Origin of the sequence: Pseudoalteromonas agarivorans, from assembly GCF_024518735.1 — a bacterium.
Classification (GTDB): Bacteria; Pseudomonadota; Gammaproteobacteria; order Enterobacterales; family Alteromonadaceae; genus Pseudoalteromonas; species Pseudoalteromonas atlantica.
The window spans coordinates 604,993-629,747 of the sequence record NZ_JANIGJ010000001.1; the positions used below are offsets into that span (position 1 = coordinate 604,993).

Consider the following 24,755-nt stretch of genomic DNA (forward strand, 5'->3'; position numbering starts at 1 on the left):
TCCTACTTAGAAAACAGTTTAAAAATGGCGCTAAAATCATCACTGCCAGCACCTTGGTGCTGTAGCATAGTGTATAAATTTTTAGCCATTGAACCCATTGGGGTTGAAGAATTACTTTGCTGCGCGGCTTCCATAGCAAGCCCTAAATCTTTAGCCATTAAATCGACCATAAAGCCCGGTTTGTAATCATTGCTTGCAGGGGCTGTATCCATTACGCCTGGACATGGGTTGTAAAGCTCAAGCGTCCAGTTACGGCCAGAGCTTGCAGTCATAATGTCGCTGAGTACTTTTGCATCTAGCCCATTATTAATACCCATTTGCAAGGCTTCGCTCGTAGCTGCCATTAAAATACTTAACAGCATGTTGTTGCATATTTTTGCAACTTGTCCTGCGCCAATATCGCCTGCATGAAATATGTTTTTACCCATATCATTAAGCACAGGTTGTGCGGTATTAAACGCGGCTTTACTACCACCAACAATAAACGTAAGCGTGCCTGCGGTTGCTCCAGCAACACCGCCCGATACCGGTGCATCTACAAAGCTAATACCCTGCTCGCCAAGTGCGCTGCCAACCACACGGGCCGACTCTGCATCTATTGTTGAGCAATCTATCACTAAGGTGTTTTTGCTAAGTACCTTAATTAAGCCGCTATCATCGTTATTGCCTAAATAAAGTGATTTAACATGTTTGCCCGCAGGTAACATACTAATAAGTATATCGGCATTGGTTGCACATGCATTTGCATTTTCAGCTGCGTGTGCGCCTTTACTTGCAAGTTCATTTAAGACCGACTGGTTTAAATCAAATGCTGTAACATTATGGCCGGCTTTAATTAAGTTAGCCGCCATAGGGCCGCCCATATTACCTAAGCCGATAAAACCAATATTGAGTTTAGTCATCGTCTTTCCTTTATGTGTGTTGGGGTGTCTAAGCCATTGAGTGGGTGATTTTCGCCAAAACGGTTAGCAAAAAAGCTCTCTATTATGGCTTGTGGTACATCATTCAGTGTTTTGTATTGCCAATTAGGCGCGCCGTCTTTATCTATTAATAGTGCTCTTACGCCTTCTTGAAATTCACCTACTTCGCCAGCGCGTACCGACATACCCAGCTCCATTTTAAAACACGTTAGTAAGCTTTTTCCTTTACTGGCTTTTAGCTGCTCACTTACTAGCGCGCAACTTAGTGGACAACCATGCTTAAGTGACTTTTGGGCGCGTTGCAGCCATTTATCGTCTGTAGCTAGGCCTAAAATATAATCAACTTGCTCTTGTAGCGTATTAAGTTCAGCTAATTTTTGAATGGTTGCTAAGTTAGCTTTAATATTGCCTTTGGGCATACGCGCAGATTGGTTATCTAAATCGGTTAATAATTTAGTCAAACGCTCATGATTTAAACTTGCGGTTTTGCCCCACTTAGCCGCTAAAATTTGCGCTAGCATGGCATCATATTTAGTGCTGTCGATAAAGTGATCGGCAAGCGATACAAAGCGTGCATCTTCACAATTAATAGAGGCCGATGTTAGCCCTAAAAATAGCCCGACGCTTTGTGGCATTTTATGTAAAAAGTAACTACCGCCTACATCTGGGTATAAGCCTATGGTTTGCTCTGGCATAGCAATGCGCGATGTTTCGGTTACTACGCGGTGGCTAGCACCGGCCATTAGGCCTAAACCGCCCCCCATAACAATGCCATTACCCCAAACAAGGATTGGTTTATCAAAGGTATGAATAAGGTAATCAAGTTTGTACTCAAGGGTAAAAAAGTCTTCCACTAAGCTTGTTGGTTTTCCTTGCGCCATTGCATGATGCAGGCTGACTACATCGCCACCAGCGCAAAATGCTTTATCCCCTGCGCCTTTTAACAATACCATTGCAATTGCATCATCGCTTTGCCAAGCCCGCAATTGCGGCTCGAGTAATTTGATCATGTCAAAATTAAGGGCGTTTAATGCTTTAGGTACGTTGAGTGTAATAAGCCCGATTAAGCTGCCGTTTGCTGCACTTGCCGTTTCAAATAGCACGGGGTCGTCGGCATTATTTAATAACTTTAAATTACTCATTAGCCATTTACCCAATTTGCGCGGCGTTTTTCTAAAAAGGCATTAACGCCCTCTTGTTGATCTTGTGTATCAAACAGCCCAACAAACAATTCACGCTCAAGAGGCAATACGCTTGCCATAGGTTGATGGCGGCCTTTTTGTATAAGCGTTTTACATGCAGCTACCGAGCTTGGGCTTTGCTCGCTTACTTGATTGGCAAGTTTTAACGCCGCTGCAAAGCTTTCGCCTTGTGGGACTACTTCTTCTACTAAGCCAATTTGCAGGGCTTTATCGGCTTTTAGGCGCTCGCCACATAAAATCATGCGTTTTGCCCAGCCTTCACCTACAAGCCATGCTAAATTTTGCGTGCCACCCGCGCACGGTAATAAACCCACTTTTGCCTCTGGCAGTGCCATTTTTGCTTGCTCTTCTGCTATGCGTATATCACATGCAAGCGCTACTTCTAGTCCGCCGCCCATGGCATAACCGTTAATGGCCGCAACCGACACCCCTGTAAAATTAGTCAGTGCTTCAAATGCTTCGCCAAATACACGCGACATATCAGCGGCAACGCCTTTATCGCCACTGGCAAATACGTTTAAATCGGCACCGGCGCTAAAAAACTTTTCGCCTTCGCCAGTAAGCACTAAGGCATAAATATTTTTGTTGTTATTAAGCTCGTTAACTTTGTTTTTTAAATCAATTAAGGTGTCTTTTGTCCAGGTATTAGCTGGTGGGTTAGACATAGTTAAAATAGCAACATGGCCTTCGGTAGTCAGTTCAATACTCGGGTTAGATTGTGACATAACTTGCTCCTTATAAAACGTCGCTTGCAGACTCGGCTAAAATACGGCGCGCTATAATTACACGCATAATTTCGTTAGTGCCTTCTAAAATTTGATGAACGCGTACATCGCGTACATGGCGCTCAAGCGGGTATTCTTTTATGTAACCGTAACCACCATGTACTTGCAGTGCCTCGTTACACACGTTAAAGCCAACATCGGTGGCAAAACGTTTAGCCATGGCGCAGTAGGTGGTTTTTTCACTATCGCCGGTATCAAGTTTAAATGCCGCAAGCCTTACCATTTGGCGCGCAGCTACAAGCTCAGTGTTCATATCGGCAATTTTAAATTGCAACGCCTGAAACGCAGCCAAGGGCTTACCAAATTGAGTGCGCTCTTTTAAGTACTCTTTTGCTGTGTTTAGCGCAGCTTGTGCAGTACCAATTGAGCATGTGGCAATATTAATGCGCCCGCCATCTAGGCCTTGCATGGCAAATTTAAAGCCTTCGCCATCTTTACCTAATAAGTTATGCGCCGGAATACGCACATCTTCAAAACTAATTAAGCGTGTTGGTTGTGCATTCCAACCCATTTTTTCTTCTGCTTTACCGTACTCAACGCCTTGTGCGTCGCCAGGGACTACAAATGCCGAAATACCCGCAGCACCTTCGCCGCCTGTACGTGCCATAACCACTAAAACTTCAGTTTCACCTGCGCCCGATATAAACATTTTTGAGCCGTTAATAACGTACTCATCACCTTCAAGTACGGCTTTTGTTTTTAGTGATGCTGCATCTGAGCCCGCCCCTGGCTCAGTTAAACAATAAGAGGCAAGTAGCTCGCCCATTACTAATTGCTCTACGTATGCATCTTTAACTGTATCTGTACCAAAACTTGCTACCATCCAGGTCGCCATATTATGAATAGTTAGCATGGCCGTTGTAGCTGTACAGCCCATAGCAAGCTGCTCAAATATAATGCTTGAATCTAAGCGTGATAAACCAAGGCCGCCGGCTTCCTCTGGCGTGTATAAACCGCAAAAGCCAAGCTCGCCCGCTGCTTTAATTGTATCTTTAGGAAAAATATGCTCGCGATCCCACTTTGCTGCATGTGGAGCAAGTTCTGATTCTGCAAATTGGCGTGCAGTTTCTGCAAAGGCTTGTTGATCTTCTGATAAGTTAAAGTCCATGGTAGACCTCTTTAATTGTGTTGTTAGTGTGTCCCATTAGGGTAAATGAGTGAAGAGCGGCAAAGGCTGATGTGTGTGTTCTAGTTGCTTGTCAGCGGGTTTAGCCTTTGCGCCCTTCTTTATTATTATTTTTGAGTGTGTTTATTTTAAATTAATGCTCATGTTTGGACCTGAAGCGATGTCGTCTTCAAACCAACGTGAGGTAATGGTTTTAGTTTCTGTGTAAAAACGTATACCTTGCTTACCATAAGTGTGTGTATCGCCGTAAAACGAGCCTTTCCAACCCGTAAACGAGAAAAACGGCAGCGGAACCGGAATAGGCACATTAATACCCACTTGCCCTACTTCTATCTCGTGTTGAAATTTACGAGCCGCAGCACCACTTGAGGTAAATAACGAGGTACCGTTGCCGTACGGGCTTTCGTTAATAAGGGCAATTGCCTCATCAAGCGTATCTACAAACATACAGGCAAGCACAGGGCCAAAGATTTCTTCTTTGTATAAGTCCATGTCTTTTGTCACATCGGTAAACAGAGTTGGGCCAACCCAGTTACCTTGATCAAAGCCCTCTACTGTGTAGTTTGAGCCATCAATTAAACAGGTGGCGCCTTGCTCTTTACCGCTTGCTATAAGCGATAAAATACGCTCTTTTGCTGCTTTTGATGTTTGTGGGCCGTAGGCTGCGTTTTTGTCATCCCACACGCCTGGGCGTACGGTTTCAAAGCCTGCTTTTATTTCATCTACCCACTCACTTGCTGGGCCTACAAACACAGCCACCGAAATACCCATACAACGCTGGCCTGCTGCACCAACCGATGCGCCAACTAGGTTATTTACCACGTGCGATTTACTCGCATCTGGCATAATAACCATGTGATTTTTAGCACCCACACACGCTTGTACGCGCTTAAGGTTTTGTGTGCCTTTAGAATAAATATACGCACCTACACCACACGAGCCCACAAACGAAATTGCACGTACGGCTACGTCTTCTAATAAGCGGTCTACTTGCGGTTTTGTACCATGAACCACTTGTAATACGCCTTTTGGTGCGCCGGCTTCAATAAATAGCTCAGCTAAACGCATTGGTGTGAGTGGGTCTTGCTCAGAGGGTTTTAAAATAAAGGTGTTACCACATACAATAGCTAGCGGAAACATCCAAAGAGGGATCATCGCCGGAAAGTTAAACGGCGTAATGCCTGCACACACGCCAAGGGGCTGCATGTAAGAATAGGTATCGATTTTACGAGCAACGTTTTCCATTGTTTCGCCCATCATTAGTGACGGTGCATTTGCAGCTTGTTCTACTACTTCAATACCGCGCCATACATCGCCTTTTGCATCTTCAAACGTTTTACCTAGTTCGTGGCAAATAATGGTCGCGAGCTCATCGTGGTGCTCTTTTAACAGCGCAGCGTATTTCATCATAATGCGAGCACGCTCGGTAATGGGCACATCTTTCCATGTTTTAAATGTTTCTGAGGCCGAGGCAATCGCTGCATCCATTTCTGAGTCGGTAGTGCATGGAACTTGCGCAAGTACTTCTTGGTTTGCTGGGTTAATTACATCAATAAGCTCGTTTGAAGCCGACTGAACAAATTCGCCATTTATAAGTAGTGGAACTTGGTGCATGGGTAAATCCTGTTGTTAGTGTGTTCTTTTAAAAAATGGCACCGTTTTGTTATTAGTATGAGTACGGTGCATTTTAGTTGCTGTTAGTTAATTAACTTTTTTGTTAGTAAGCCTCTACAGCCATGGCTACAGCTTCGCCGCCACCAATACATAAAGACGCAATTCCTTTTTTAAGGCCACGGTTTTTAAGTGCGTGAATAAGCGTGACTAAAATTCTCGCGCCGCTGGCACCAATTGGGTGGCCAAGTGCACACGCCCCACCGTTTACGTTTACTTTGCTTTCATCAAGTTTTAATTCGTTAATAGCAAGCATGGTAACCATTGCAAAGGCTTCGTTAATTTCCCACAGGTCTACATCAGCGGTAGTCCAACCTGCTTTTTCAAGCACACTGTTCATAGCGCCCACAGGTGCTACTGTAAATTCACTTGGTTTCTGAGAGTGCGTGCTGTGCGCTACAATTTTACAAAGCGGTGTTAAGCCTTGCTCTTTTGCTTTTGATTCGCTCATTAATATAAGCGCTGCGCCACCATCAGAAATTGACGATGAATTAGCCGCAGTGATGGTGCCGTCTTTTTTAAAGGCAGCACGCAGGCTTGGTATTTTTTCTGGGCGGGCATTACCGGGTTGCTCATCAACCGATACGGTTACATCGCCCTTGCGGGTTTTTATGGTGTGCGGCGCAATTTCGTTTTCAAAGCTGCCGTTTTCGATTGCCGCATTGGCTTTACTTAACGAGCTAAGTGCAAACTCATCCATTTGCTCACGGCCAATGCCGTACTCATCGGCAGTATCTTGTGCAAAACAGCCCATTGCTTTGTTATCGTAAGCATCTTCTAGGCCATCGCTCATCATATGATCTTTAATTTCGCCGTGGCCCATACGCATACCGCCACGTGCTTTAGGTATAAAATACGGTGCATTACTCATGCTTTCCATGCCACCAGCAATTGCGCTGCTAATTGAGCCCGCTTTAATTAAGTCGTTTGCGAGCATAGCGGCTTTTAAACCAGAGCCACATACTTTATTAATGGTGGTAGCACCGGTGCCCAGAGCAAGGCCTGCTTTTAACATTGCTTGGCGTGCTGGCGCTTGACCAAGGCCCGCTGGCAATACACAGCCCATAATTACTTCATCTATTGCATCATTTGCTAAACCAGTTTGTGCAAGCGCACTTGCAATGGCGGTTGCACCAAGCTCGGTAGATTGTGCATCGGTCAATGCGCCCATAAACCCGCCCATTGGCGTACGCTTTGCTGCTACAATTACCACTGATTCTAAAGTCATAATTAACTCCGTTGTATTTATATGCAAATAGTTGTTAGAATATTTGCTCTATTAATTTAGTATTCATTTATTGTTTAACACCCTTACACAATACTAACGTTTACGCTAACGTCAACTAAAAAGCGTTTAATTTTTAGTTTTAAAAGTGTAAGCATTATTTTCCAGTAACGGCGAAGTGAACAATTAATAAAAATAAACTATTGAATATTAATAATATAATTTAACATTTCACATCAACACTCCTTTATAAATAGTTTCACACCACACCAAGCTTTACCTTTACGTAAACTTCACTTATATTGGGGTTATTCGAATGAGGTAAACACAACTATGAAACCAGATAACCAAACAAACTTTGCAAGTTCTGCAAAAGCGCCAAGCAGTAACGATCAAACCTTTAGTATTAGCGATTTAGCTAAAGAGTTTGATATTACCACCCGCTCTATTCGTTTTTACGAAGACCAAGGTTTAGTAAGCCCAGAGCGTAATGGCCAAACCCGTATTTATTCAAAACGCGACAAAGTTCGCTTAAAACTAATACTGCGTGGCAAACGCTTAGGCTTTACATTGGCTGAAACAGGCCGTTTGTTTGAACTGTACGACGCTGATAAATCAAGCGCTAAACAGCTGGTGACTATGCTCGATTTAATAGCAGAGAAAAAAGCTGATCTTTCTCAGCAAATGGACGACATAAAAGTTGTGCTTATGGAATTAGTGACAGCGGAGCGCCGCTGCAGAGACACACTTAATAAAATAGACGAGTAGCCTATTTTAATAATAAAAACACACTGACAACACACACAGGAATGAATCATGAGCACTATTTCACTTTATAAAGAGATGAACTTTGGCCTTGGCGAAACCGCCGATATGATCCGCGACCACGTAAATAGCTTTGCAAGCCAAGAAATTGCGCCACTGGCTGAACAAACCGATATGGACAACGCGTTTCCTAATCAGCTTTGGCCGCAAATGGGCGAAATGGGTGTACTAGGCATGACCGTATCTGAAGATTTTGGCGGTGCAGGCTTAGGTTACTTAGAGCATGTAATAGCCATGGAAGAAATTAGCCGTGCGAGTGCATCAATTGGCTTAAGCTATGGTGCGCATTCAAACTTGTGTGTAAATCAAATTAACCGTAACGGTAACCAAGCACAAAAAGAAAAATACCTACCAAAACTTATTAGTGGTGAACACATTGGTGCCCTTGCCATGAGCGAGCCAAACGCAGGCTCTGACGTGGTATCAATGAAACTTAAAGCTGAAAAAAAAGGCGATAAATACATTTTAAATGGCAATAAAATGTGGATCACCAACGGCCCCGATGCACACACATTTGTTATTTATGCAAAAACAGATTTAGAAGCCGGCGCTAAAGGCATTACCGCATTTATTGTTGAAAAAGACTTCCCTGGTTTTTCTACCGCACAAAAGCTAGACAAGCTTGGTATGCGTGGCTCAAACACGTGTGAACTGGTGTTTGAAAACTGCGAAGTACCCGAAGAAAACATTTTAGGTAACCTAAACGAAGGCGTTAAGGTACTAATGAGCGGCCTAGATTACGAACGTGTAGTACTTGCTGCAGGCCCCCTTGGCATAATGCAAGCCTGTATGGATATTGTTGTACCGTACATTCATGAACGTAAACAGTTCGACACCCCTATTGGCCAATTTCAGTTAATTCAAGGCAAAGTAGCCGACATGTATACGCAAATGAACGCCGCACGCTCATACGTTTATACTGTTGCAAAAGCCTGTGACCGCGGCGAAACCACCCGTAAAGATGCCGCCGGCGCCATTTTATATGCCGCTGAGCTTGCCACTAAAATGGCGCTTGATGCTATTCAAATTTTAGGGGGTAACGGCTACATAAACGAATACGCCACAGGGCGCTTATTGCGTGATGCCAAACTATACGAAATTGGTGCTGGCACATCAGAAATACGCCGCATGCTTATTGGCCGCGAACTCTTTACCGAAAGCCGTTAAGGATTAAATTATGACGATATTAAAATCGAGCGTTAATCCTCACGATCCTACTTTTGTGCAAAATCACAAAAACATGGCAGCTTTGGTTGATGATTTACATAGTAAAGTAGCCACCATTAGCTTAGGCGGTGGCGCTGCGTTAAAAGAGCGCCACGAAGGCCGAGGTAAGTTATTTGTACGCGACCGTATTAGTACTTTATTAGATGAAGGCTCACCGTTTTTAGAAATTTCGCAATTTGCAGCCTTTGGTGTGTACGAGCAAGAAATTGCCTGTGCAGGTGTAGTTGCCGGTATTGGCCGTGTTAAAGGCATTGAATGCATGATCATTGCAAATGATGCCACGGTAAAAGGCGGTACGTACTTTCCGCTTACCGTTAAAAAGCATTTACGCGCGCAAGATATAGCCGAGCGCTGTCACTTACCGTGTATTTATTTGGTTGATTCGGGCGGTGCCAACCTGCCCGAGCAAGACGATGTATTCCCTGATAAATTACATTTTGGGCGTATTTTTTATAACCAAGCCCGTATGTCGGGTAAAGGTATTCCTCAAATTGCTGTGGTAATGGGGTTATGTACTGCCGGTGGCGCATACGTACCCGCTATGGCCGATGAAAGCATAATAGTAAAAGAACAAGGCACTATATTTTTAGCCGGACCACCGCTTGTAAAAGCAGCGACGGGTGAAGTAGTCAGCGCCGAAGAATTAGGCGGCGCCGATGTGCATTGTAAAACATCGGGGGTGGCTGACCACTTTGCAGAAAATGACGAGCATGCGCTTTCTATTGCCCGCCAATGTATTGAGCGTATTAATTACACGCGCCCTACAGCGCCGTTACTTAAACAAGAGCTAGAGGATGTAAAACCACCACGATACGATATAAACGAGCTTTACGGTATTGTAGGCACCGACCTTAAAAAGCCGTTTGATGTGCGTGAAGTTATTGCCCGTACGGTGGATGATTCATCGTTTGATGAATTTAAACGTTACTTTGGTGAAACACTGGTCACAGGTTTTGCCAGTATTTACGGGAACCCTGTAGGCATAGTGGCTAATAACGGCATTTTATTTAGTGAGTCGGCGCAAAAAGGCGCGCACTTTATTCAACTATGTGCACAGCGCAATATTCCTTTAGTGTTTTTGCAAAATATTACCGGCTTTATGGTGGGTAAAAAATACGAAGCTGAAGGCATAGCAAAGCACGGCGCTAAAATGGTAATGGCGGTTTCGTGTGCCGATGTACCTAAATTTACGGTGCTAATTGGTGGCTCTTACGGCGCTGGTAACTACGGTATGTGTGGCCGCGCATTTGAACCTACCATGATGTGGATGTGGCCCAATGCCCGTATTTCGGTAATGGGTGGCGAGCAAGCCGCCGGTGTAATGGCGCAAGTTAAGCAAGATGGCTTAGCACGTAAAGGCCATAGTATGAGCGAGCAAGAAGTTAGCGATTTTAAAAAGCCAATTATTGATCAGTACGAAGAGCAAGGCCATCCGTATTACGCAAGCGCACGCTTGTGGGACGACGGCATTATTGACCCTGCCGATACCCGTAACGTATTAGGTCTTGCCTTAAGTGCAGCTAAAAATGCACCACAGCAAGACTCTAAGTTTGGCGTATTTAGAATGTAACCGGAGCGCAAAAATGTCAGTAACACTACAAATAACAAAATCTAATGTGGCTGTACTTGTTTTAAGCCGAGTTGAAAAACGTAACGCATTTAATAGTGAAGTGATACACGAGCTAATTCAGTGCATAGAGCATGCAAATACACTCGATATTCGCGCTTTGGTTTTAAAAACTGAAGGCAAGCACTTTTCTGCCGGTGCCGATTTAGCCTGGATGAAATCAATGGCTGATAACAACTACGCCGATAATCTGGCCGATTCTATGCAGCTCGCTAAATTAATGCAGGTACTAGCCGCCTCTCCTCACCCAACTATATGTGCTGTACAAGGCGCTGCATTTGGCGGCGCTCTGGGCTTAATTGCATGTTGCGATATTGCCCTAAGTAAAGACGATGCGCAGTTTTGTTTAAGCGAAGTAAAGCTAGGGCTTATTCCTGCGGTAATTAGCCCGTATGTAATTAAAGCCATTGGTGAGCGTGCTGCGCGCCGCTACTTTTTAACAGCCGAGGTGTTTGATGCCCACACAGCAAAACAACTTGGTTTGGTTCATCAGGTGACCGGTAATTTAGACTGTGCCCTTGATAACATGCTGCAAACATTAATCGATAACGGCCCAGTCGCTGTAAAAGCCGCTAAATCATTAATTAACGATGTAGCAAATAAGCCTATTAATGATGATCTTATTGAACTCACGGCCGAACGTATTGCAAATATTCGGGTATCGGACGAAGGCCAAGAAGGACTAAGCGCCTTTTTTGATAAACGCCCTCCCGCTTGGCAACTGTAGGACTAATTATGAACACACACACATTAAAAAAGATACTCATTGCCAACCGTGGTGAAATTGCATGCCGTATAATGCGAAGTGCAAAGCAAATGGGCCTAACAACGGTCGCTGTTTACTCTGACGCCGACAAACACGCACAACATGTAAAAATGGCTGATGAGGCCTACCACATTGGCCCTGCACCAAGTAAAGACTCATACCTTGTAACAGATAAAATATTACAGGTTGCAAAAACAAGCGGTGCCGATTGTATACACCCTGGGTACGGTTTTTTATCTGAAAACAGTGAGTTTGCTAACGCCTGTGAAGCTAACAACATTGCGTTTATTGGCCCTCTTGCAAGCAGCATAGAAGCCATGGGCTCTAAAACCCGCGCCAAAGAAATTATGGCCGCGGCAAATGTACCATTAGTGCCAGGCTATTACGGTGAAAACCAAGATCCTGCTTTTTTACAATCTGAGGCTGAAAAAATTGGCTACCCCGTGCTCATTAAAGCGGCCTTTGGTGGTGGCGGTAAAGGCATGCGCGTCGTTGAGCATGCCAAAGACTTTATAAGTGCCCTTGAGGGCGCACAACGCGAAGCAATTGCGGGCTTTGGTAACGACTTAGTACTGCTTGAGCGCTATGTTAACCAGCCTCGCCATGTTGAAGTACAAGTTTTTGCTGATAACCACGGTAACTGTGTTTATTTAGGGGATCGGGATTGTTCCCTGCAGCGCCGTCATCAAAAAGTAATTGAAGAAGCCCCAGCGCCGGGTTTGTCTGACGAACTACGTAAAGAAATGGGTGAAGCCGCAGTACGCTGTGCCCTTGCAATAAACTACAGAGGTGCAGGTACGGTTGAGTTTTTACTGTGTGGCGATGAGTTTTTCTTTATGGAAATGAACACGCGACTACAAGTAGAGCACCCTGTGACCGAAATGGTAACCGGCGTAGATTTAGTCAATTGGCAAATTAATGTTGCCGCTGGGCAAACACTGCCGTTAACGCAATCAGACATACAACTCCAAGGCCACAGCTTTGAAGCGCGTATTTACGCAGAAGATCCAAGTAACGACTTTATTCCCTGCTCGGGCACAATAGAAGCGTTAAGCACACCACTTAACAGTGAGTTTGTACGTATTGATACCGGTATTGCACAAGGCGATGAAATAAGCCCGTTTTACGACCCGATGATTGCAAAGCTTATAGTACATGATGATAACCGAGAGCAAGCATTATCGCGTTTACGCCAAGCACTTGAGCAATTTCACTTAGCGGGTTTTAGCACTAATATTGGCTTTTTACACAACTTAGCAAGCCACCCTACATTTGCTCAAGGTGCGCCAAGCACCCACTTTATTGCCGAGCAAGGCGATGCATTGGCAAGTGTTGATAGCGCCGCGCTTGAAAAAGCACAACTAATTGCAGCCTTTGCCTACCTTGAATCGCTTGGTGCTAAAAAGGCAACTCAGCAAAGCGCAAGCCCATGGCAACAACTCAGTGGTTTTACGCTTAACGCACCACAAAAATTGGATGTACCATTTACAGACTTAGCTATAAGCGCCGTTAAAACTAAAACGGGTTATGTTGTAACGCATAATGATAAGTCGTTCGATATAGCAGGCTCCGTAAACCAAAACGTATGTAATGTGTTTATTAATGGGGAAAAATTTACCGCCCATGTTAGCCACGTTGATAATAGTATTAGCGTGATGTTTGCTGCGCTGCAAATTAAGCTTGCTTTAAACACTAAACATTACATTAGCAGCCATGAAAGTGACGCCCTGCCCCTTGCGGCGCCACTTAATGGCACTGTGGTTAAGCATTTAGTTGATGTAGGCAGCACCATTACCAAAGGCGATGCCGTAGTGATTATTGAAGCCATGAAAATGGAATACACGCTTAATGCACCTCACGATGGTATTTTACAAAGCTACTGCTTTGATGAAGGCGAATTAGTTTCGCACGGCGCTTTATTAGCAATTGTAGAAGACACCACGGAGCAGGAGGCATCGTGATGGCTGCTTTCCCAACTAAAGTTAAAATTGTTGAAGTAGGCGCGCGTGATGGCCTACAAAACGAAAAATCAGTCACTGCAGCTGATAAAATTTCATTAATAAATGCACTCAGTGACGCAGGCTTAAAAAATATTGAAGCAGGTGCTTTTGTATCGCCTAAATGGGTGCCACAAATGGCCGACTCGGCAGAGGTGATAACAGCGCTTAATTTACCCCATGGAAATTTAAGTGCGCTTACACCCAACTTAAAAGGCGCTCAAGCGGCCCATGCCGTTGGCATAAAAGAATTTGCCATATTTACCGCGGCAAGCGAATCGTTCTGTCAACAAAATATAAATTGCAGTATTGATGAGAGTATTGAGCGTTTTAGCGACGTTATGGCATTTGCAAAAGCCAATAACATACGTGTACGCGGTTATGTCAGTTGTGTACTCGGTTGCCCTTATGAGGGAGAAATAGACCCGCATAAAGTACTTAGCGTTTCGCAAAAGCTTTTAGATTTAGGCTGCTACGAAATAAGCCTTGGCGATACCATAGGTGTTGGCACTGCAAATAAAGTTACCCAGCTTTTAACACTTTTGCTTGAGCATATTGATAAATCAAAACTGGCGGTGCATTTTCATGATACGTACGGGCAAGCGCTCACAAATATTTACGCAGCGTTAAGCTTAGGTATAGCAACGGTTGATGCCGCTGTTGCAGGCCTTGGCGGCTGCCCTTATGCCAAAGGCGCGTCAGGAAATGTTGCCACCGAAGATGTGGTTTACTTACTCAATGGGCTTGGCATTAAACATGGAATTGATTTACAAAGGTTAAGTAGCGCTGGTTGGAAAATTACGCAAGCACTTGGCAAAACGCCTGTAAGCAAAGTTTCAATTGCATTAGGCAACACACAAAAATAATAGCTTAACTTGCCAAATGGCAGTTAACACAATGAGGAGAGTCTCATGGCCGGTTTTGATAAAGTGGTTTCTAGTTACGAAGCTGCAATGGCAGGGTTGAAAGACGGCGATACCGTTATTGCTGGCGGCTTTGGCTTATGCGGTATTCCTGAGGGCTTAATTAAACAAATTAAGGCAATGAACACCAAAGAGCTAACCGTGGTTTCTAACAACTGTGGTGTAGATGACTTTGGATTAGGAATTTTACTTAAAGATAAACAAATTAAAAAAGTAATTGCCTCCTACGTGGGCGAAAACGCCCTATTTGAGCAGCAATTACTTAGCGGTGAAATAGATGTAGAGCTTACCCCGCAAGGCACGCTTGCTGAAAAAATGCGCGCAGGCGGTGCAGGTATTCCTGCATTTTATACCGCTACAGGTTACGGTACGCCCATTGCAGAGGGTAAAGATGTAAAAGAGTTTGATGGTCGCCCTTATATTTTAGAAGAGTCGATCACCGGTGAGTTTGCCATTGTAAAAGCGTGGAAAGCCGACCGATACGGTAATTTAGTATTTAGGAACACTGCCATGAACTTTAACCCAATGGCCGCAACAGCAGGTAAGATTACCGTTGCCGAAGTAGAAGAAATAGTAGAGCCCGGTGAACTTGAGCCAAGCCAAATTCATACCCCAGGCATTTTTGTAAATCGCGTTATTAAAGGCGACTTTGAAAAACGCATTGAACGTGTAACAACACGAGATTAAGCAGGAGCATAGGTTATGGCATTATCACGTGAACAAGTTGCAATGCGCGTTGCACAGGAACTACAAGACGGCTTTTACGTTAATTTGGGCATAGGAATTCCGACACTCGTCGCAAACTATGTACCTGATGGTATTGAAGTTATGTTACAGTCAGAAAATGGGCTTTTAGGTATGGGTCCCTACCCAACAAAAGCCGAGCTAGACGCAGATATGATTAACGCGGGTAAAGAAACCGTGACAGCTGCCACAGGCGCAGCCATATTTAATAGTGCAGATAGTTTTGCCATGATACGGGGTGGTCATGTAGACTTAACCGTTCTGGGTGCATTTGAAGTAGACCAAAGCGGCAACATTGCCTCGTGGATGATCCCCAAAAAGCTGATAAAAGGCATGGGGGGCGCAATGGATTTAGTCGCTGGGGCAAAGAATATTATTGTTACTATGACCCATGCCAGTAAGCATGGTGATTCTAAATTATTAGAGTCGTGCACATTACCGCTAACGGGCGTTAATTGCGTTAAAAAAATAGTAACAGATTTGGCCGTACTTGAAGTTAAAGACGGCGCATTTCATTTACTCGAGCGCGCTCCGGGCGTATCGGTTGATGAAATCATTAGTAAAACAGCAGGTAAATTACTTGTTGACGGTGAAGTACCAGAAATGGTTTTTTAACGCTTTACCATGTACCGACCTCATTCCCAGTGCCAATGGCGCTGAGTTACCCAAAATCCCTCGAAAGAGGGATTTTTTTTACCTGCCATAAACTTTTTTTCAGTTTTAATACTGTTGAAGTAAATATTATCTATAATACAAATAGCTTTTAATGTAAGCGCTTAGATTATTTGCACTAATTTGTGGATTGTCTGCACCTTTTTTGTGAACTAGTGCTATATTTAAAATTAAACTATTGATATTATTATATTAAATTATTGGTTCGATTATTGCCTATTAAAGGCGTCTTAAATTAATTAAACAATTCTGGAAAACATGCAAACTCCTATTCGAGGCCTCCGCTCTTTTTGCTTTGCAGCAAAAAGCTTAAGTTTTAAACATGCAGCTAAAGAGCTGTACTTAACGCCCTCTGCGGTAAGCCATCAGATAAAACAACTTGAAGAACAACTAGGCATTGAACTCTTTCAACGCCAAACCCGATCCATTAGTTTAACGGCCGCGGGTAAAAACTTTTTTGATGCCATTTCGCCTATTATCTATACGCTTGAAAACACCATCAACGAGTTCAGTCAATTGCAGCAAAATACTAATATAACTATTACGCTGCCTGAATTTTTTGCCAGTGAACTACTTATGCCTAAATTAAGTGAGTGGACATCTGAGCACCCTAATATAAATTTACAAATGGATACGCTCAAAACCCGTAAAGAGCTAACCCGCCACAGTGATTTATCGATTGTTTTATCCTCAAGTAAACCCACTGAGGGCCTTACTACAGAGCTATTTAATCTTGAATATATACCGGCGTGTAACGAAAAACTGTTAAAACAGTGGAAAGACGATCACTGCCAAGCATTAAACCAAGTACCATTAATCCTTCACAAAGCAAGGCCGTGGGCATGGCACCAATGGGCTGAAAAAGCGGGTATAGATGACTTTTCGCCTACGCAAATTATACAAATTGATAGTATGTTTGGGGTCGCTCGTGCAGCGCAACAGGGCATTGGCATTTCACTTATACCGCTGCCTATTAGCCAAAGCTGGTTTGATGAAAAATGGCTTTATAAATTATTTCAACAGCCCCTTACCACCAAAGATAAATACTATTTAGTACAGCATGAAGCTAATTCGCCAAATCCCGCCCTAGATTTATTTGCTAAATGGGTTGTATCTACATTTAGTAACATTCAAGGTTAGTGTTGCCTTAGTAAATGCAATTTACATTTTGGTTTAATAACGCCAATTTTAATGTGTGCAGCACGTAGCAAGTGCTAAAGCTGCACACAGTAAACTGTAAAGCTCCTTCTTTTTTACTTTCTTGCAGCTTAACAACACCGTTTAGTGATTTATTATTAATTAAATATTTTTATTTAATCATTCGTTTTTGCCCTACAAGCTAATCAATAAAAATTTAACATTTAAAATCAATAAAATAACACTGCAGGTTAGACTAAAGTCTATAGCTTAATTTTTTTCACTTATTGGTTTTATTTTTATCGTTTGTCTGACTTTTACGATTATTCTAAAGTTAACCCATCGCAAGCAAACAGCTAAACGTTTTTACTAATTAGACATTATTTACTGTTTTGCACCAAATAAATGCAACCTTTTTAGATGTGATAGCTCTAACAAGGTAAGAAAAGAATCTTATATTGTGTGTGTAAGATGTTGTCAGTGTGAAAAGGCAGTTCAAGTCAGGTGGTGACTTGGTTTGAACTGTTTTTTATTCCACCATCAGCACGCAGCAATAACGTAATTAGCTACTGTGTAGCAAACCAAATCTTATATTGTGTGTGTAAGATGTTGTCAGTGTGAAAAGGCAGTTCAAGTTAGGTGGTGACTTGGTTTGAACTGTTTTTTATTCCACCAGCAGTACGCAGCAATAACGTAATTAGCTACTATGTAGCAAACCAAATCTTATATTGTGTGTGTAAGATGTTGTCAGTGTGAAAAAGCAGTTCAAGTTAGGTGATGACTTGGTTTGAACTGTTTTTTATTCCACCAGCAACACGCAGCAATAACTAAATTAGCTACTATGTAGCAAACCAAATCTTATATTGTGTGTGTAAGATGTTGTCAGTGTGAAAAGCGGTTCATGTGAGGTGGTGACCTTATTTGGGCCGTTTTTGTTTTATAAACACGATTACCTGCCTCACCGTTTTATACCAATTCGCTTAAATTTAGTATCATTCAACTATAAAGTTATGTTTTTGTTTAAGCTCTTCAATGGCATTTTCATTGTCTTTTAAAAATACATTAAACTTTTTAACGAGCTGTGGGTGTTTAATGCTCGATAACATAAAAGCTTGGTGATCAACAGGCAACTGATGCTGAAAAAATACAGGGACGGGAGTATCAAAAAATTCTTCTATATTGTATTTAAGTACATCGTGTGAAATATATATACAATCGACTCGCTCTTTATGCAGCAAATAAATCATCTCAATAACGTTATCATTTTCGAGTACTTGCAAGCCTGGCATTGAGGTTAACTTTTCAAGCCCTTGCAATGTAAAGCCACGCACTTTTGCAAGTGATTTACAATCTTCAAGTTTAATATTGTCCTTTAAGCTCGCTATCCCTGTATGTGTAACTAATGAAGGCACAGAATAATTAATATCTTGTTGATGCTGATTTTTATAACTTACTTGCCAATTAGGGTTGTCAGGGTATTTAAAGTCAACATGGTGATGCTCTATAAATTCTTTATAAAGGCGCGGAATAGGCAAAGTGTAAAATTCAAATTTAATATTTTGTTGTTTTGCAAATAGTTCCAGTAACTCTTTACTAAAACCAAAATAATCACGCTTATTAGTGCCACTGCCATCGTAATAAGGCAGGTATTCTATATTCTCTACCCCTATTACATATTTTTCGGTTGGCTGTGCTAATACAGGGCTTATAGTTATAAGCCCTGATACAAGTGCTAACGTGTTAATCAGTTTGATAGTAAAATGCCGTTTATATCGTTTGGATTATTAATTTATATATCATAATCACAGTTAATTAAAGTTTAGATTTATTAAATATAAAAGAGCGAATTAATCGCTCTTATAAATTAGCTTTTGTCACGAGGTATAAACTCTAACACAGTAGCATTAATACAGTATCTATCTGTGCCTCTTGGCCCCTCACCTTTAAATAAATGCCCTAAATGTATACCTGTGCTTTTTGATTTAAGCTCAATTCGAGTCATCCCCCAGCTGCTATCTTTATGCTTGGTAACACTATTTTTAACCGGATGTTTAAACGACAGCCACCCCGTGCCCGAATTAAATCTATCGCGGGTATCAAATAATGGCTCACCACTTAATTTATCAACAAATACGCCATCGGGAGTGTTTTTAAATTCTTTATACTCCTTACAATAAGGTCTGTCGGTGCGCTCATTAAATGCAACTTCGTAAGCATCACTATCGCCTAGTTTAAAGGCGCCAAGTGCTTTGTAAAATTCAGCGGGGCTTGCATAGCCTTGACGCGCGTACACCTCTTTTCCATTTTCTAAAAACAAAATGGTGGGGGTTGCCCAAGTTGCCGATTTTATAGTTAGGCCATTAAGCTCATCAGCATGGCGAAATGTCAGTGGGATAGAACCTTTGTAATCGTTAGCGACTGTTTTTTTAAATTTTTCACAGTAAGGGCAGTATTCGCGCGAATCAAGTACCACAATCTGCTTGCCCGTGAGTAAAACGTTATTGTCTACATCTGCTTTTTTAGTTTTATTAAATACCACACCCGTGGCGTGATCTGGGCAATAGCCATTTGGATTCTTTTGTAAATAATTTTGATGGTACTCCTCAGCAGATACAAACCCCTCAAGGGGTTTTATAACTGTTTTAATTGCCCCATAACCGGCTTCACTTAATAACGGTTGATACTCGGCTTTAACTAGCTCTGCAAGCTGCGCTTGCTCTTTAGTGGTAGTAAGAATAATTGATCGATACTGCGTGCCAATATCATTACCTTGGCGATTCAATTGTGTAGGATCGTGGCTTTCAAAGTAATTTTGTAATAGCGCTTTAGAAGAAATGATATTGCTGTTGTACATCACTTGCACTACTTCAGCGTAGTTGTTTTCGTCAAACCGGCGAGATTGGTCGGTGATATTTTTATAGCTTGCTTTAAAGCCGTGCCCGTCTGCATAGCCTGACTCTGCATCAATAACCCCTTCTAGTGCTTCGTAGCGCTTTTCGGCTCCCCAAAAACAGCCAGAGCCTAACACAATGGTTTTTATATGCATTGTGGCCTCTACGTTACTGTGCTCTATTTTTTCGGTTGATAAAGCAAAGCAGCCGGCGCTAAATGTAATAGCGGCGCCTAATAAATAAACTGAGCGAGAAAATGTCATAAATACCTCTTAATACCTGCGTGTTTTAATTAAGACCCAACATCCATTGTTTTAATTTCAGTAAATAAATACGTGCTAAATTTGAATACAGTTTGAGTCTGCATTTCTTTTTCGTTTATTTTTCTTATGGCTAGGTACTGAATAAATTGACAAAACTATGTTAGCTTTGCTGCACGTTGTATAAAAAGATTAAATTATGACTGCATTTTTACAGGTATTTACTTTAACAAATAACAGTTTGCTATTAGATGCCACACAGCATAAACAAAACAATGTGTTAGACACTCAAAAAAAAATTTGGGCACTCACTAAGCAGCTAAAGCAAAGTAACGAATTTATCGATTTAGTCCCAGGCATGAACTCTTTAACGCTTTATTTAAAATCGACAAGTAATTTAGAAAAATGGCAAAACGCCTTGCCTGATTTATGGGACAAAGTACAAGCAACAACATTTAAAGGCACTCACCATAAAATACACACTACCTATGAAGGAGAAGATTTAGATTTTGTTGCCAAACAAACTAATTTAACACCCCAGCAAATTATTCAAATACATAGCCAAGCCACTTACCACGTTTTATTTTTAGGGTTTCAGCCCGGGTTTGCTTACCTACATGGATTAGATTCACGCTTGTATATCCCACGCAGAGACACCCCGCGTACTAAAGTACCTAAAGGTGCCGTTGCTTTAGGCGCAGAGCAAACTGCCATTTACCCCGCAGAAACACCTGGCGGTTGGCATATCATCGGCCACACAAACACGCCCCTTTTTGATAGCACACACTCAGATCCTTGCTTATTTAAACCCGGCGACACGCTATCGTTCGTTTCAATAAACACAGTGCAAGGAGCATAAAGTGATAAAAGTTCTTAAACCCGGCGTACAACTTACAATTCAAGATGGCGGGCGCTGCGGTTATCGTCATTTAGGTGTAAGCCAAGCGGGTTGTTTAGACCCTTACGCACAAATAATTGCCAATAAATTAGTGGGTAACAACGATAATGAAGCTGTGCTCGAGGTTACGTTAGGCCTGTGCGAGTTACAGTTTGAAACCGATACTATTATTGCCCTACAAGGTGCTGATTTAAACGCTGCGCTTGATGAAACGCCCTTGTACCCTGGCTGGAGTTACCAAGTAAGAGCCAAACAAACTTTAAGCTTTGATACTGGCCGCGCTGGTTTGCGTGCCTATGTAGCCGTACAAGGTGGCATTGATGTTAAAGATATCATGGGCTCAAAATCAACCGATTTAAACGCGCTCTTTGGTGGCTTAGCAGGTAAAGCACTTAGCGAGGGCGACATAATTCCTATTAAAACATCACCCGTGCCAATAACGCGTTTTATACAGCGCGGCGCTATTACTCCGCCTAAACTAAAGGTGATTAGGGTACATGCAAGCCCACATGCGCAACTATTAGGTGATACGCTACTTAAACAGTTTTTTTCAACGGCGTTTAAAGTAAGCCATAACAGCAACAGAATGGGGCTTAGGCTAACAAACGAAAGTGCCCTAACTCATAGTCACTCACTTGCCTCTCTTGGTACAGGCCCAGGCTCTATTCAATTACCGCCCAGTGGTGAGCCTATTGTATTACTTAACGACGCACAAACAACCGGTGGCTACCCATTACTTGGCACGGTAATAGAGGCTGATTTACATCAATTTGCGCAATTTAGACCCGGTGACTCAATTGAATTTAAGCAAGTAACCCATGAGCAAGCTAGCTTAGCAAAACAAAAGCTTAAAGGTCACTTACATCAGCTCAGCTTGGCACTTAAATACAGTTAACTTTAAGGTGAGCTATAAACCTATTACAAGGAGCTAATAAAAGTACAAGCGGCGCTCTACTTAACTTGCAATAGGTAGGCGTAGATTGGTTAATTATAAGTAAGTGAAGTTTGGTTAATTAAGCGTATAAAATTAAAACACGCTAACGCAAAAAATTATAATAAGGCAATTTAAGCTCTGCTTTAATTTTCGCACATACTTGGTGCATTTGTGCAGTGTGCTTTTTTGCAAACACTGCGCTAAATGCCCTATTAACGACACTTTAAACACTAAAGGTGTTGTAAATATAATCGCACTTGTGCGCAGTGCACTACTTTGGTGCGCGCACTTTTCAGTTGGTGCATAAATTATTCTTAATTAATTGTAAAAGCAGTGTGACTTGAGTAATTATTTCTGATAAAACAAGGTTTCGCAGCACAGCAAAGTTGCCCTGCTGCACACATAATAGGAATGAGGAGTTACTATGTGTTCAATTTTTGGTGTATTAGATATTAAATCTAACGCCACTCAGTTGCGTACCCAAGCAATTGAAATGTCAAAACTACTAAGGCACCGTGGCCCTGATTGGTCTGGTGTGTATTCATCTGAAAAAGCGATTTTAGTGCATGAACGCTTAGCCATTGTTGGTGTATCAAGCGGCGCACAACCATTATATAACCCTGAAAAAACAAATATTTTAGCGGTTAACGGCGAAATTTATAACCACAAAGAGCTTGCAGCAGAGTTAGAGGTTGATTTTGAATTTCAGACTCAATCAGACTGTGAAGTTATTTTAGCGTTATACAAACAAAAAGGGCCTGAGTTTTTAGATGACTTAAATGGTATTTTTGCATTTTGTTTATACGATGAAGAAAACGATGCGTACTTAATTGGCCGCGATCACATTGGTATTATTCCGCTTTATACTGGTCACGATGAGCATGGTAATTTTTATGTTGCCTCTGAGCTTAAAGCGCTTTCACCAATTTGTAAGCACATTGAAGAGTTTCCACCAGGGCACTACCTATACAGCAAAAATGGTGAACTAACGCCTTATTATAAGCGCGATTGGGAAACCTTTGATGCAGTTAAAGATAACAGCGCACAAGCGCAAGACGTAAAAGAAGCGCTAGAAAGCGCTGTAAAACGCCAGCTAATGTGTGATGTACCGTATGGCGTATTGCTATCGGGCGGTTTAGACTCGTCGGTTATTTCGGCTATTACGCAACGTTTTGCTGCTAAACGTATTGAAGATAACGATGAAAGCGACGCATGGTGGCCTAAGCTGCATTCTTTTTCTGTTGGGCTTGAGGGTTCACCTGATTTAGCCGCTGCGCAAAAAGTAGCGGATATGATTGGCACAGTACATCACCCTATTCACTTTACCATTCAAGAAGGTATTGATGCGCTTCGTGAGGTTATTTACCACATTGAAACGTACGATGTAACCACCATCCGTGCTTCAACGCCAATGTATTTAATGGCGCGCCAAATTAAAGCTATGGGTATTAAAATGGTATTATCGGGCGAAGGCGCTGATGAACTATTTGGTGGCTATTTATACTTCCATAAAGCACCAAACGCACAAGAGTTTCATGAAGAGCTAAACCGTAAAGTGTCAAAGCTGCATATGTTTGACTGTTTACGTGCCAATAAGTCAATGGCTGCATGGGGCGTAGAAGCACGCGTACCGTTTCTTGATAAAGAGTTTGTTGATGTGGCTATGCGTATCAACCCTGAAGCTAAAATGTGTAAAGATGGCAAAATTGAAAAGCACATTTTACGCGAAGGTTTTGATGGCTACCTGCCTGAAGAAGTACTGTGGCGTCAAAAAGAGCAATTCTCAGACGGTGTTGGCTACAGCTGGATAGACACGTTAAAAGAGTTTGTAAACGAGCAAGTAAGCGACCAAGAGCTTGCTAACGCTAAGTTTAAGTACCCTATTAACACGCCAGATTCTAAAGAAGCGTATTACTATCGCTCTATTTTTGAATCACACTTCCCAGGTGATGCATCAGCTAAATGTGTACCACATGGTAAGTCGGTTGCGTGTTCAACCCCTGAAGCACTTGCATGGGATGCATCATTTCAAAATAATGCTGATCCTTCAGGCCGTGCTGCTGGCGTTCACAACGACGCGTATGCAAGCAAAGGCTAAACGCACCCTGTTATCGCAACGTAGGCTACAACAGCCTAGGTTGCGATATATAAAGTACCTTTATTCAGTTCCTGTATTTTCTAGCTCACAGCATAACTTAGCCGGTTCGAGTGCGTTAATTGTTATTTATACGCAAGGGTTAAGTACGCGTGTAATGAAAAAAATTGCATCAAATTCGCAGCACCCTGCTAGCGTTTTTTTAAATGAAAGTGAAATTTCTCACCGTGTATGTAACATTCGCTGGTTTAACCAAACATCAGAAATTAAGCGCTGCGGCCATGGCACCCTTGCTGCTGCAAAATGTTTATTAACACACTTTGGTTTTTGCCCTTCACATTTTATTTCAAACGATAAAGAACGGTTTAAAATAAAGCGAGCTACAGGCCGGGTACAACTTCAGCTAGCGGCTATTAATTCTAAAAAGAGTGATGAGGTTAACAGCCTTAGTGATGTGTTTTCGCACTCTATAAAAGCAACTTACTCAACAGCTTATAAAAATGGCTATACCGTTGTACTGTTTAAAAACATGGCTGATTTAAAGCATTTACAGATTAATTTTACACATTTAGTAAATGTGCATAACAATGCGGTAATTGCACTGCAAATACATAGTGTTAATAAAAACAGCGCAAGCGCATATTTTAGGTATTTTGCGCCGCAATTTGGGGTAAATGAAGATACGGCTACAGGCTCTGCTGTGTCGGTTATTGCGCCCCTTATTTTTAGACTATATGGTTTAAATAAAGTAACCCTTTTGCAGCAGTCACCAAAGGGCGCGCTGCTAAACTATACGTTTAGCAGCAATCAGGTAGTTGTAAGTTAAACTA

Annotated in this window: 21 protein-coding genes; 13 read left to right on the plus strand and 8 right to left on the minus strand. The window is 42.2% G+C overall.

The annotated features are described in order from the left end of the window. Positions 1-2 precede the first annotated feature (2 nt). The 6 genes from mmsB to NQT65_RS02720 all read right to left on the minus strand — a co-directional run bounded on the left by mmsB (position 3) and on the right by NQT65_RS02720 (position 6,932). On the minus strand, positions 3-902 hold the full coding sequence (mmsB, locus tag NQT65_RS02695; RefSeq protein WP_256850444.1) for a 3-hydroxyisobutyrate dehydrogenase: 900 nt from the start codon (positions 900-902) through the stop codon (positions 3-5). Further along, entirely contained in the window at positions 899-2,062 is a 1,164-nt protein-coding gene (locus tag NQT65_RS02700) for an enoyl-CoA hydratase/isomerase family protein (protein ID WP_256850445.1), read from the minus strand. Before NQT65_RS02700 ends, mmsB begins: the two co-directional genes overlap by 4 nt. Then, positions 2,062-2,847 carry an enoyl-CoA hydratase gene (locus NQT65_RS02705; RefSeq protein ID WP_256850446.1) on the minus strand — a complete coding sequence of 262 codons (786 nt, stop codon included), beginning with the start codon at positions 2,845-2,847 and terminating at the stop codon, positions 2,062-2,064. The genes NQT65_RS02700 and NQT65_RS02705 overlap by 1 nt, the downstream gene beginning before the upstream one ends. Before the next feature lie 10 nt (positions 2,848-2,857). Continuing rightward, positions 2,858-4,015, minus strand: a complete 1,158-nt coding sequence (locus NQT65_RS02710) for an acyl-CoA dehydrogenase family protein (protein WP_256850447.1) — start codon at positions 4,013-4,015, stop codon at positions 2,858-2,860. A gap of 141 nt (positions 4,016-4,156) precedes the next feature. Further along, the gene (locus tag NQT65_RS02715; RefSeq protein ID WP_256850448.1) at positions 4,157-5,647 is read right to left on the minus strand and encodes a CoA-acylating methylmalonate-semialdehyde dehydrogenase; all 1,491 of its coding nucleotides are present in this window, start codon (positions 5,645-5,647) and stop codon (positions 4,157-4,159) included. 103 nt (positions 5,648-5,750) lie between these two features. Continuing rightward, positions 5,751-6,932, minus strand: coding sequence for a thiolase family protein (locus tag NQT65_RS02720; protein WP_064385417.1), 1,182 nt, complete (start codon positions 6,930-6,932; stop codon positions 5,751-5,753). A 330-nt stretch (positions 6,933-7,262) separates the two neighbouring features. Here NQT65_RS02720 and NQT65_RS02725 point away from each other — a divergent pair, with 330 nt between their 5' ends. The 9 genes from NQT65_RS02725 (at position 7,263) to NQT65_RS02765 (ending at position 16,850) form a co-directional block, all read left to right on the plus strand. Continuing rightward, the gene (locus tag NQT65_RS02725; RefSeq protein ID WP_004587901.1) at positions 7,263-7,697 is read left to right on the plus strand and encodes a MerR family transcriptional regulator; all 435 of its coding nucleotides are present in this window, start codon (positions 7,263-7,265) and stop codon (positions 7,695-7,697) included. 48 nt (positions 7,698-7,745) lie between these two features. Beyond that, complete coding sequence (locus NQT65_RS02730) at positions 7,746-8,921, plus strand: isovaleryl-CoA dehydrogenase (protein ID WP_024034119.1); 1,176 nt, start codon at positions 7,746-7,748, stop codon at positions 8,919-8,921. A 10-nt stretch (positions 8,922-8,931) separates the two neighbouring features. Further along, the gene (locus tag NQT65_RS02735; protein ID WP_138685744.1) at positions 8,932-10,551 is read left to right on the plus strand and encodes a carboxyl transferase domain-containing protein; all 1,620 of its coding nucleotides are present in this window, start codon (positions 8,932-8,934) and stop codon (positions 10,549-10,551) included. Between the two features lie 13 nt (positions 10,552-10,564). Further along, positions 10,565-11,335, plus strand: coding sequence for an enoyl-CoA hydratase/isomerase family protein (locus NQT65_RS02740; protein WP_004587898.1), 771 nt, complete (start codon positions 10,565-10,567; stop codon positions 11,333-11,335). Positions 11,336-11,343: 8 nt separating this feature from the next. Next, entirely contained in the window at positions 11,344-13,335 is a 1,992-nt protein-coding gene (locus tag NQT65_RS02745) for an acetyl/propionyl/methylcrotonyl-CoA carboxylase subunit alpha (RefSeq protein ID WP_256850449.1), read from the plus strand. After that, positions 13,335-14,237, plus strand: a complete 903-nt coding sequence (locus tag NQT65_RS02750) for a hydroxymethylglutaryl-CoA lyase (protein ID WP_256850450.1) — start codon at positions 13,335-13,337, stop codon at positions 14,235-14,237. Before NQT65_RS02745 ends, NQT65_RS02750 begins: the two co-directional genes overlap by 1 nt. A gap of 45 nt (positions 14,238-14,282) precedes the next feature. Continuing rightward, positions 14,283-14,981 (plus strand): CoA transferase subunit A, encoded by a 699-nt coding sequence (locus NQT65_RS02755; protein ID WP_256850451.1) that lies wholly within the window; start codon positions 14,283-14,285, stop codon positions 14,979-14,981. Positions 14,982-14,996: 15 nt separating this feature from the next. After that, positions 14,997-15,653: a 3-oxoacid CoA-transferase subunit B gene (locus tag NQT65_RS02760; protein WP_004587894.1), complete on the plus strand. Its 657-nt coding sequence runs from the start codon at positions 14,997-14,999 to the stop codon at positions 15,651-15,653. A gap of 315 nt (positions 15,654-15,968) precedes the next feature. Beyond that, a complete protein-coding gene (locus NQT65_RS02765) occupies positions 15,969-16,850 on the plus strand; it encodes a LysR family transcriptional regulator (RefSeq protein WP_004587893.1) in 882 nt (293 codons plus the stop codon). A gap of 989 nt (positions 16,851-17,839) precedes the next feature. Here the strand turns inward: NQT65_RS02765 and NQT65_RS02770 are convergent. Beyond that, a complete protein-coding gene (locus NQT65_RS02770) occupies positions 17,840-18,382 on the minus strand; it encodes a transporter substrate-binding domain-containing protein (RefSeq protein WP_024034114.1) in 543 nt (180 codons plus the stop codon). Between the two features lie 329 nt (positions 18,383-18,711). Beyond that, positions 18,712-20,001: a peptide-methionine (S)-S-oxide reductase MsrA gene (gene msrA, locus NQT65_RS02775; protein ID WP_256850452.1), complete on the minus strand. Its 1,290-nt coding sequence runs from the start codon at positions 19,999-20,001 to the stop codon at positions 18,712-18,714. 196 nt (positions 20,002-20,197) lie between these two features. On the opposite strand from msrA, the gene pxpB reads away from it, so the two are divergent. The 4 genes from pxpB to NQT65_RS02795 all read left to right on the plus strand — a co-directional run bounded on the left by pxpB (position 20,198) and on the right by NQT65_RS02795 (position 24,751). Further along, positions 20,198-20,857, plus strand: coding sequence for a 5-oxoprolinase subunit PxpB (gene pxpB / locus NQT65_RS02780; RefSeq protein ID WP_126006962.1), 660 nt, complete (start codon positions 20,198-20,200; stop codon positions 20,855-20,857). Between the two features lies 1 nt (position 20,858). Then, on the plus strand, positions 20,859-21,791 hold the full coding sequence (locus tag NQT65_RS02785) for a 5-oxoprolinase subunit C family protein (RefSeq protein ID WP_256850453.1): 933 nt from the start codon (positions 20,859-20,861) through the stop codon (positions 21,789-21,791). A gap of 463 nt (positions 21,792-22,254) precedes the next feature. Continuing rightward, positions 22,255-23,928, plus strand: a complete 1,674-nt coding sequence (asnB, locus tag NQT65_RS02790; protein WP_024034109.1) for an asparagine synthase B — start codon at positions 22,255-22,257, stop codon at positions 23,926-23,928. After that, a complete protein-coding gene (locus tag NQT65_RS02795; protein WP_256850454.1) occupies positions 23,912-24,751 on the plus strand; it encodes a PhzF family phenazine biosynthesis protein in 840 nt (279 codons plus the stop codon). The genes asnB and NQT65_RS02795 overlap by 17 nt, the downstream gene beginning before the upstream one ends. Positions 24,752-24,755 lie beyond the last annotated feature (4 nt).

What these genes read in the sequence shown, in the direction of transcription:
- mmsB (WP_256850444.1), bottom strand. Translation starts at nt 902, where the DNA reads ATGACTAAACTCAATATTGGTTTTATCGGCTTAGGTAATATGGGCGGC.
- NQT65_RS02700 (WP_256850445.1), bottom strand. Translation starts at nt 2,062, where the DNA reads ATGAGTAATTTAAAGTTATTAAATAATGCCGACGACCCCGTGCTATTT.
- NQT65_RS02705 (WP_256850446.1), bottom strand. Translation starts at nt 2,847, where the DNA reads ATGTCACAATCTAACCCGAGTATTGAACTGACTACCGAAGGCCATGTT.
- NQT65_RS02710 (WP_256850447.1), bottom strand. Translation starts at nt 4,015, where the DNA reads ATGGACTTTAACTTATCAGAAGATCAACAAGCCTTTGCAGAAACTGCA.
- NQT65_RS02715 (WP_256850448.1), bottom strand. Translation starts at nt 5,647, where the DNA reads ATGCACCAAGTTCCACTACTTATAAATGGCGAATTTGTTCAGTCGGCT.
- NQT65_RS02720 (WP_064385417.1), bottom strand. Translation starts at nt 6,932, where the DNA reads ATGACTTTAGAATCAGTGGTAATTGTAGCAGCAAAGCGTACGCCAATG.
- NQT65_RS02725 (WP_004587901.1), top strand. Translation starts at nt 7,263, where the DNA reads ATGAAACCAGATAACCAAACAAACTTTGCAAGTTCTGCAAAAGCGCCA.
- NQT65_RS02730 (WP_024034119.1), top strand. Translation starts at nt 7,746, where the DNA reads ATGAGCACTATTTCACTTTATAAAGAGATGAACTTTGGCCTTGGCGAA.
- NQT65_RS02735 (WP_138685744.1), top strand. Translation starts at nt 8,932, where the DNA reads ATGACGATATTAAAATCGAGCGTTAATCCTCACGATCCTACTTTTGTG.
- NQT65_RS02740 (WP_004587898.1), top strand. Translation starts at nt 10,565, where the DNA reads ATGTCAGTAACACTACAAATAACAAAATCTAATGTGGCTGTACTTGTT.
- NQT65_RS02745 (WP_256850449.1), top strand. Translation starts at nt 11,344, where the DNA reads ATGAACACACACACATTAAAAAAGATACTCATTGCCAACCGTGGTGAA.
- NQT65_RS02750 (WP_256850450.1), top strand. Translation starts at nt 13,335, where the DNA reads ATGGCTGCTTTCCCAACTAAAGTTAAAATTGTTGAAGTAGGCGCGCGT.
- NQT65_RS02755 (WP_256850451.1), top strand. Translation starts at nt 14,283, where the DNA reads ATGGCCGGTTTTGATAAAGTGGTTTCTAGTTACGAAGCTGCAATGGCA.
- NQT65_RS02760 (WP_004587894.1), top strand. Translation starts at nt 14,997, where the DNA reads ATGGCATTATCACGTGAACAAGTTGCAATGCGCGTTGCACAGGAACTA.
- NQT65_RS02765 (WP_004587893.1), top strand. Translation starts at nt 15,969, where the DNA reads ATGCAAACTCCTATTCGAGGCCTCCGCTCTTTTTGCTTTGCAGCAAAA.
- msrA (WP_256850452.1), bottom strand. Translation starts at nt 20,001, where the DNA reads ATGACATTTTCTCGCTCAGTTTATTTATTAGGCGCCGCTATTACATTT.
- pxpB (WP_126006962.1), top strand. Translation starts at nt 20,198, where the DNA reads ATGACTGCATTTTTACAGGTATTTACTTTAACAAATAACAGTTTGCTA.
- asnB (WP_024034109.1), top strand. Translation starts at nt 22,255, where the DNA reads ATGTGTTCAATTTTTGGTGTATTAGATATTAAATCTAACGCCACTCAG.
- NQT65_RS02795 (WP_256850454.1), top strand. Translation starts at nt 23,912, where the DNA reads ATGCAAGCAAAGGCTAAACGCACCCTGTTATCGCAACGTAGGCTACAA.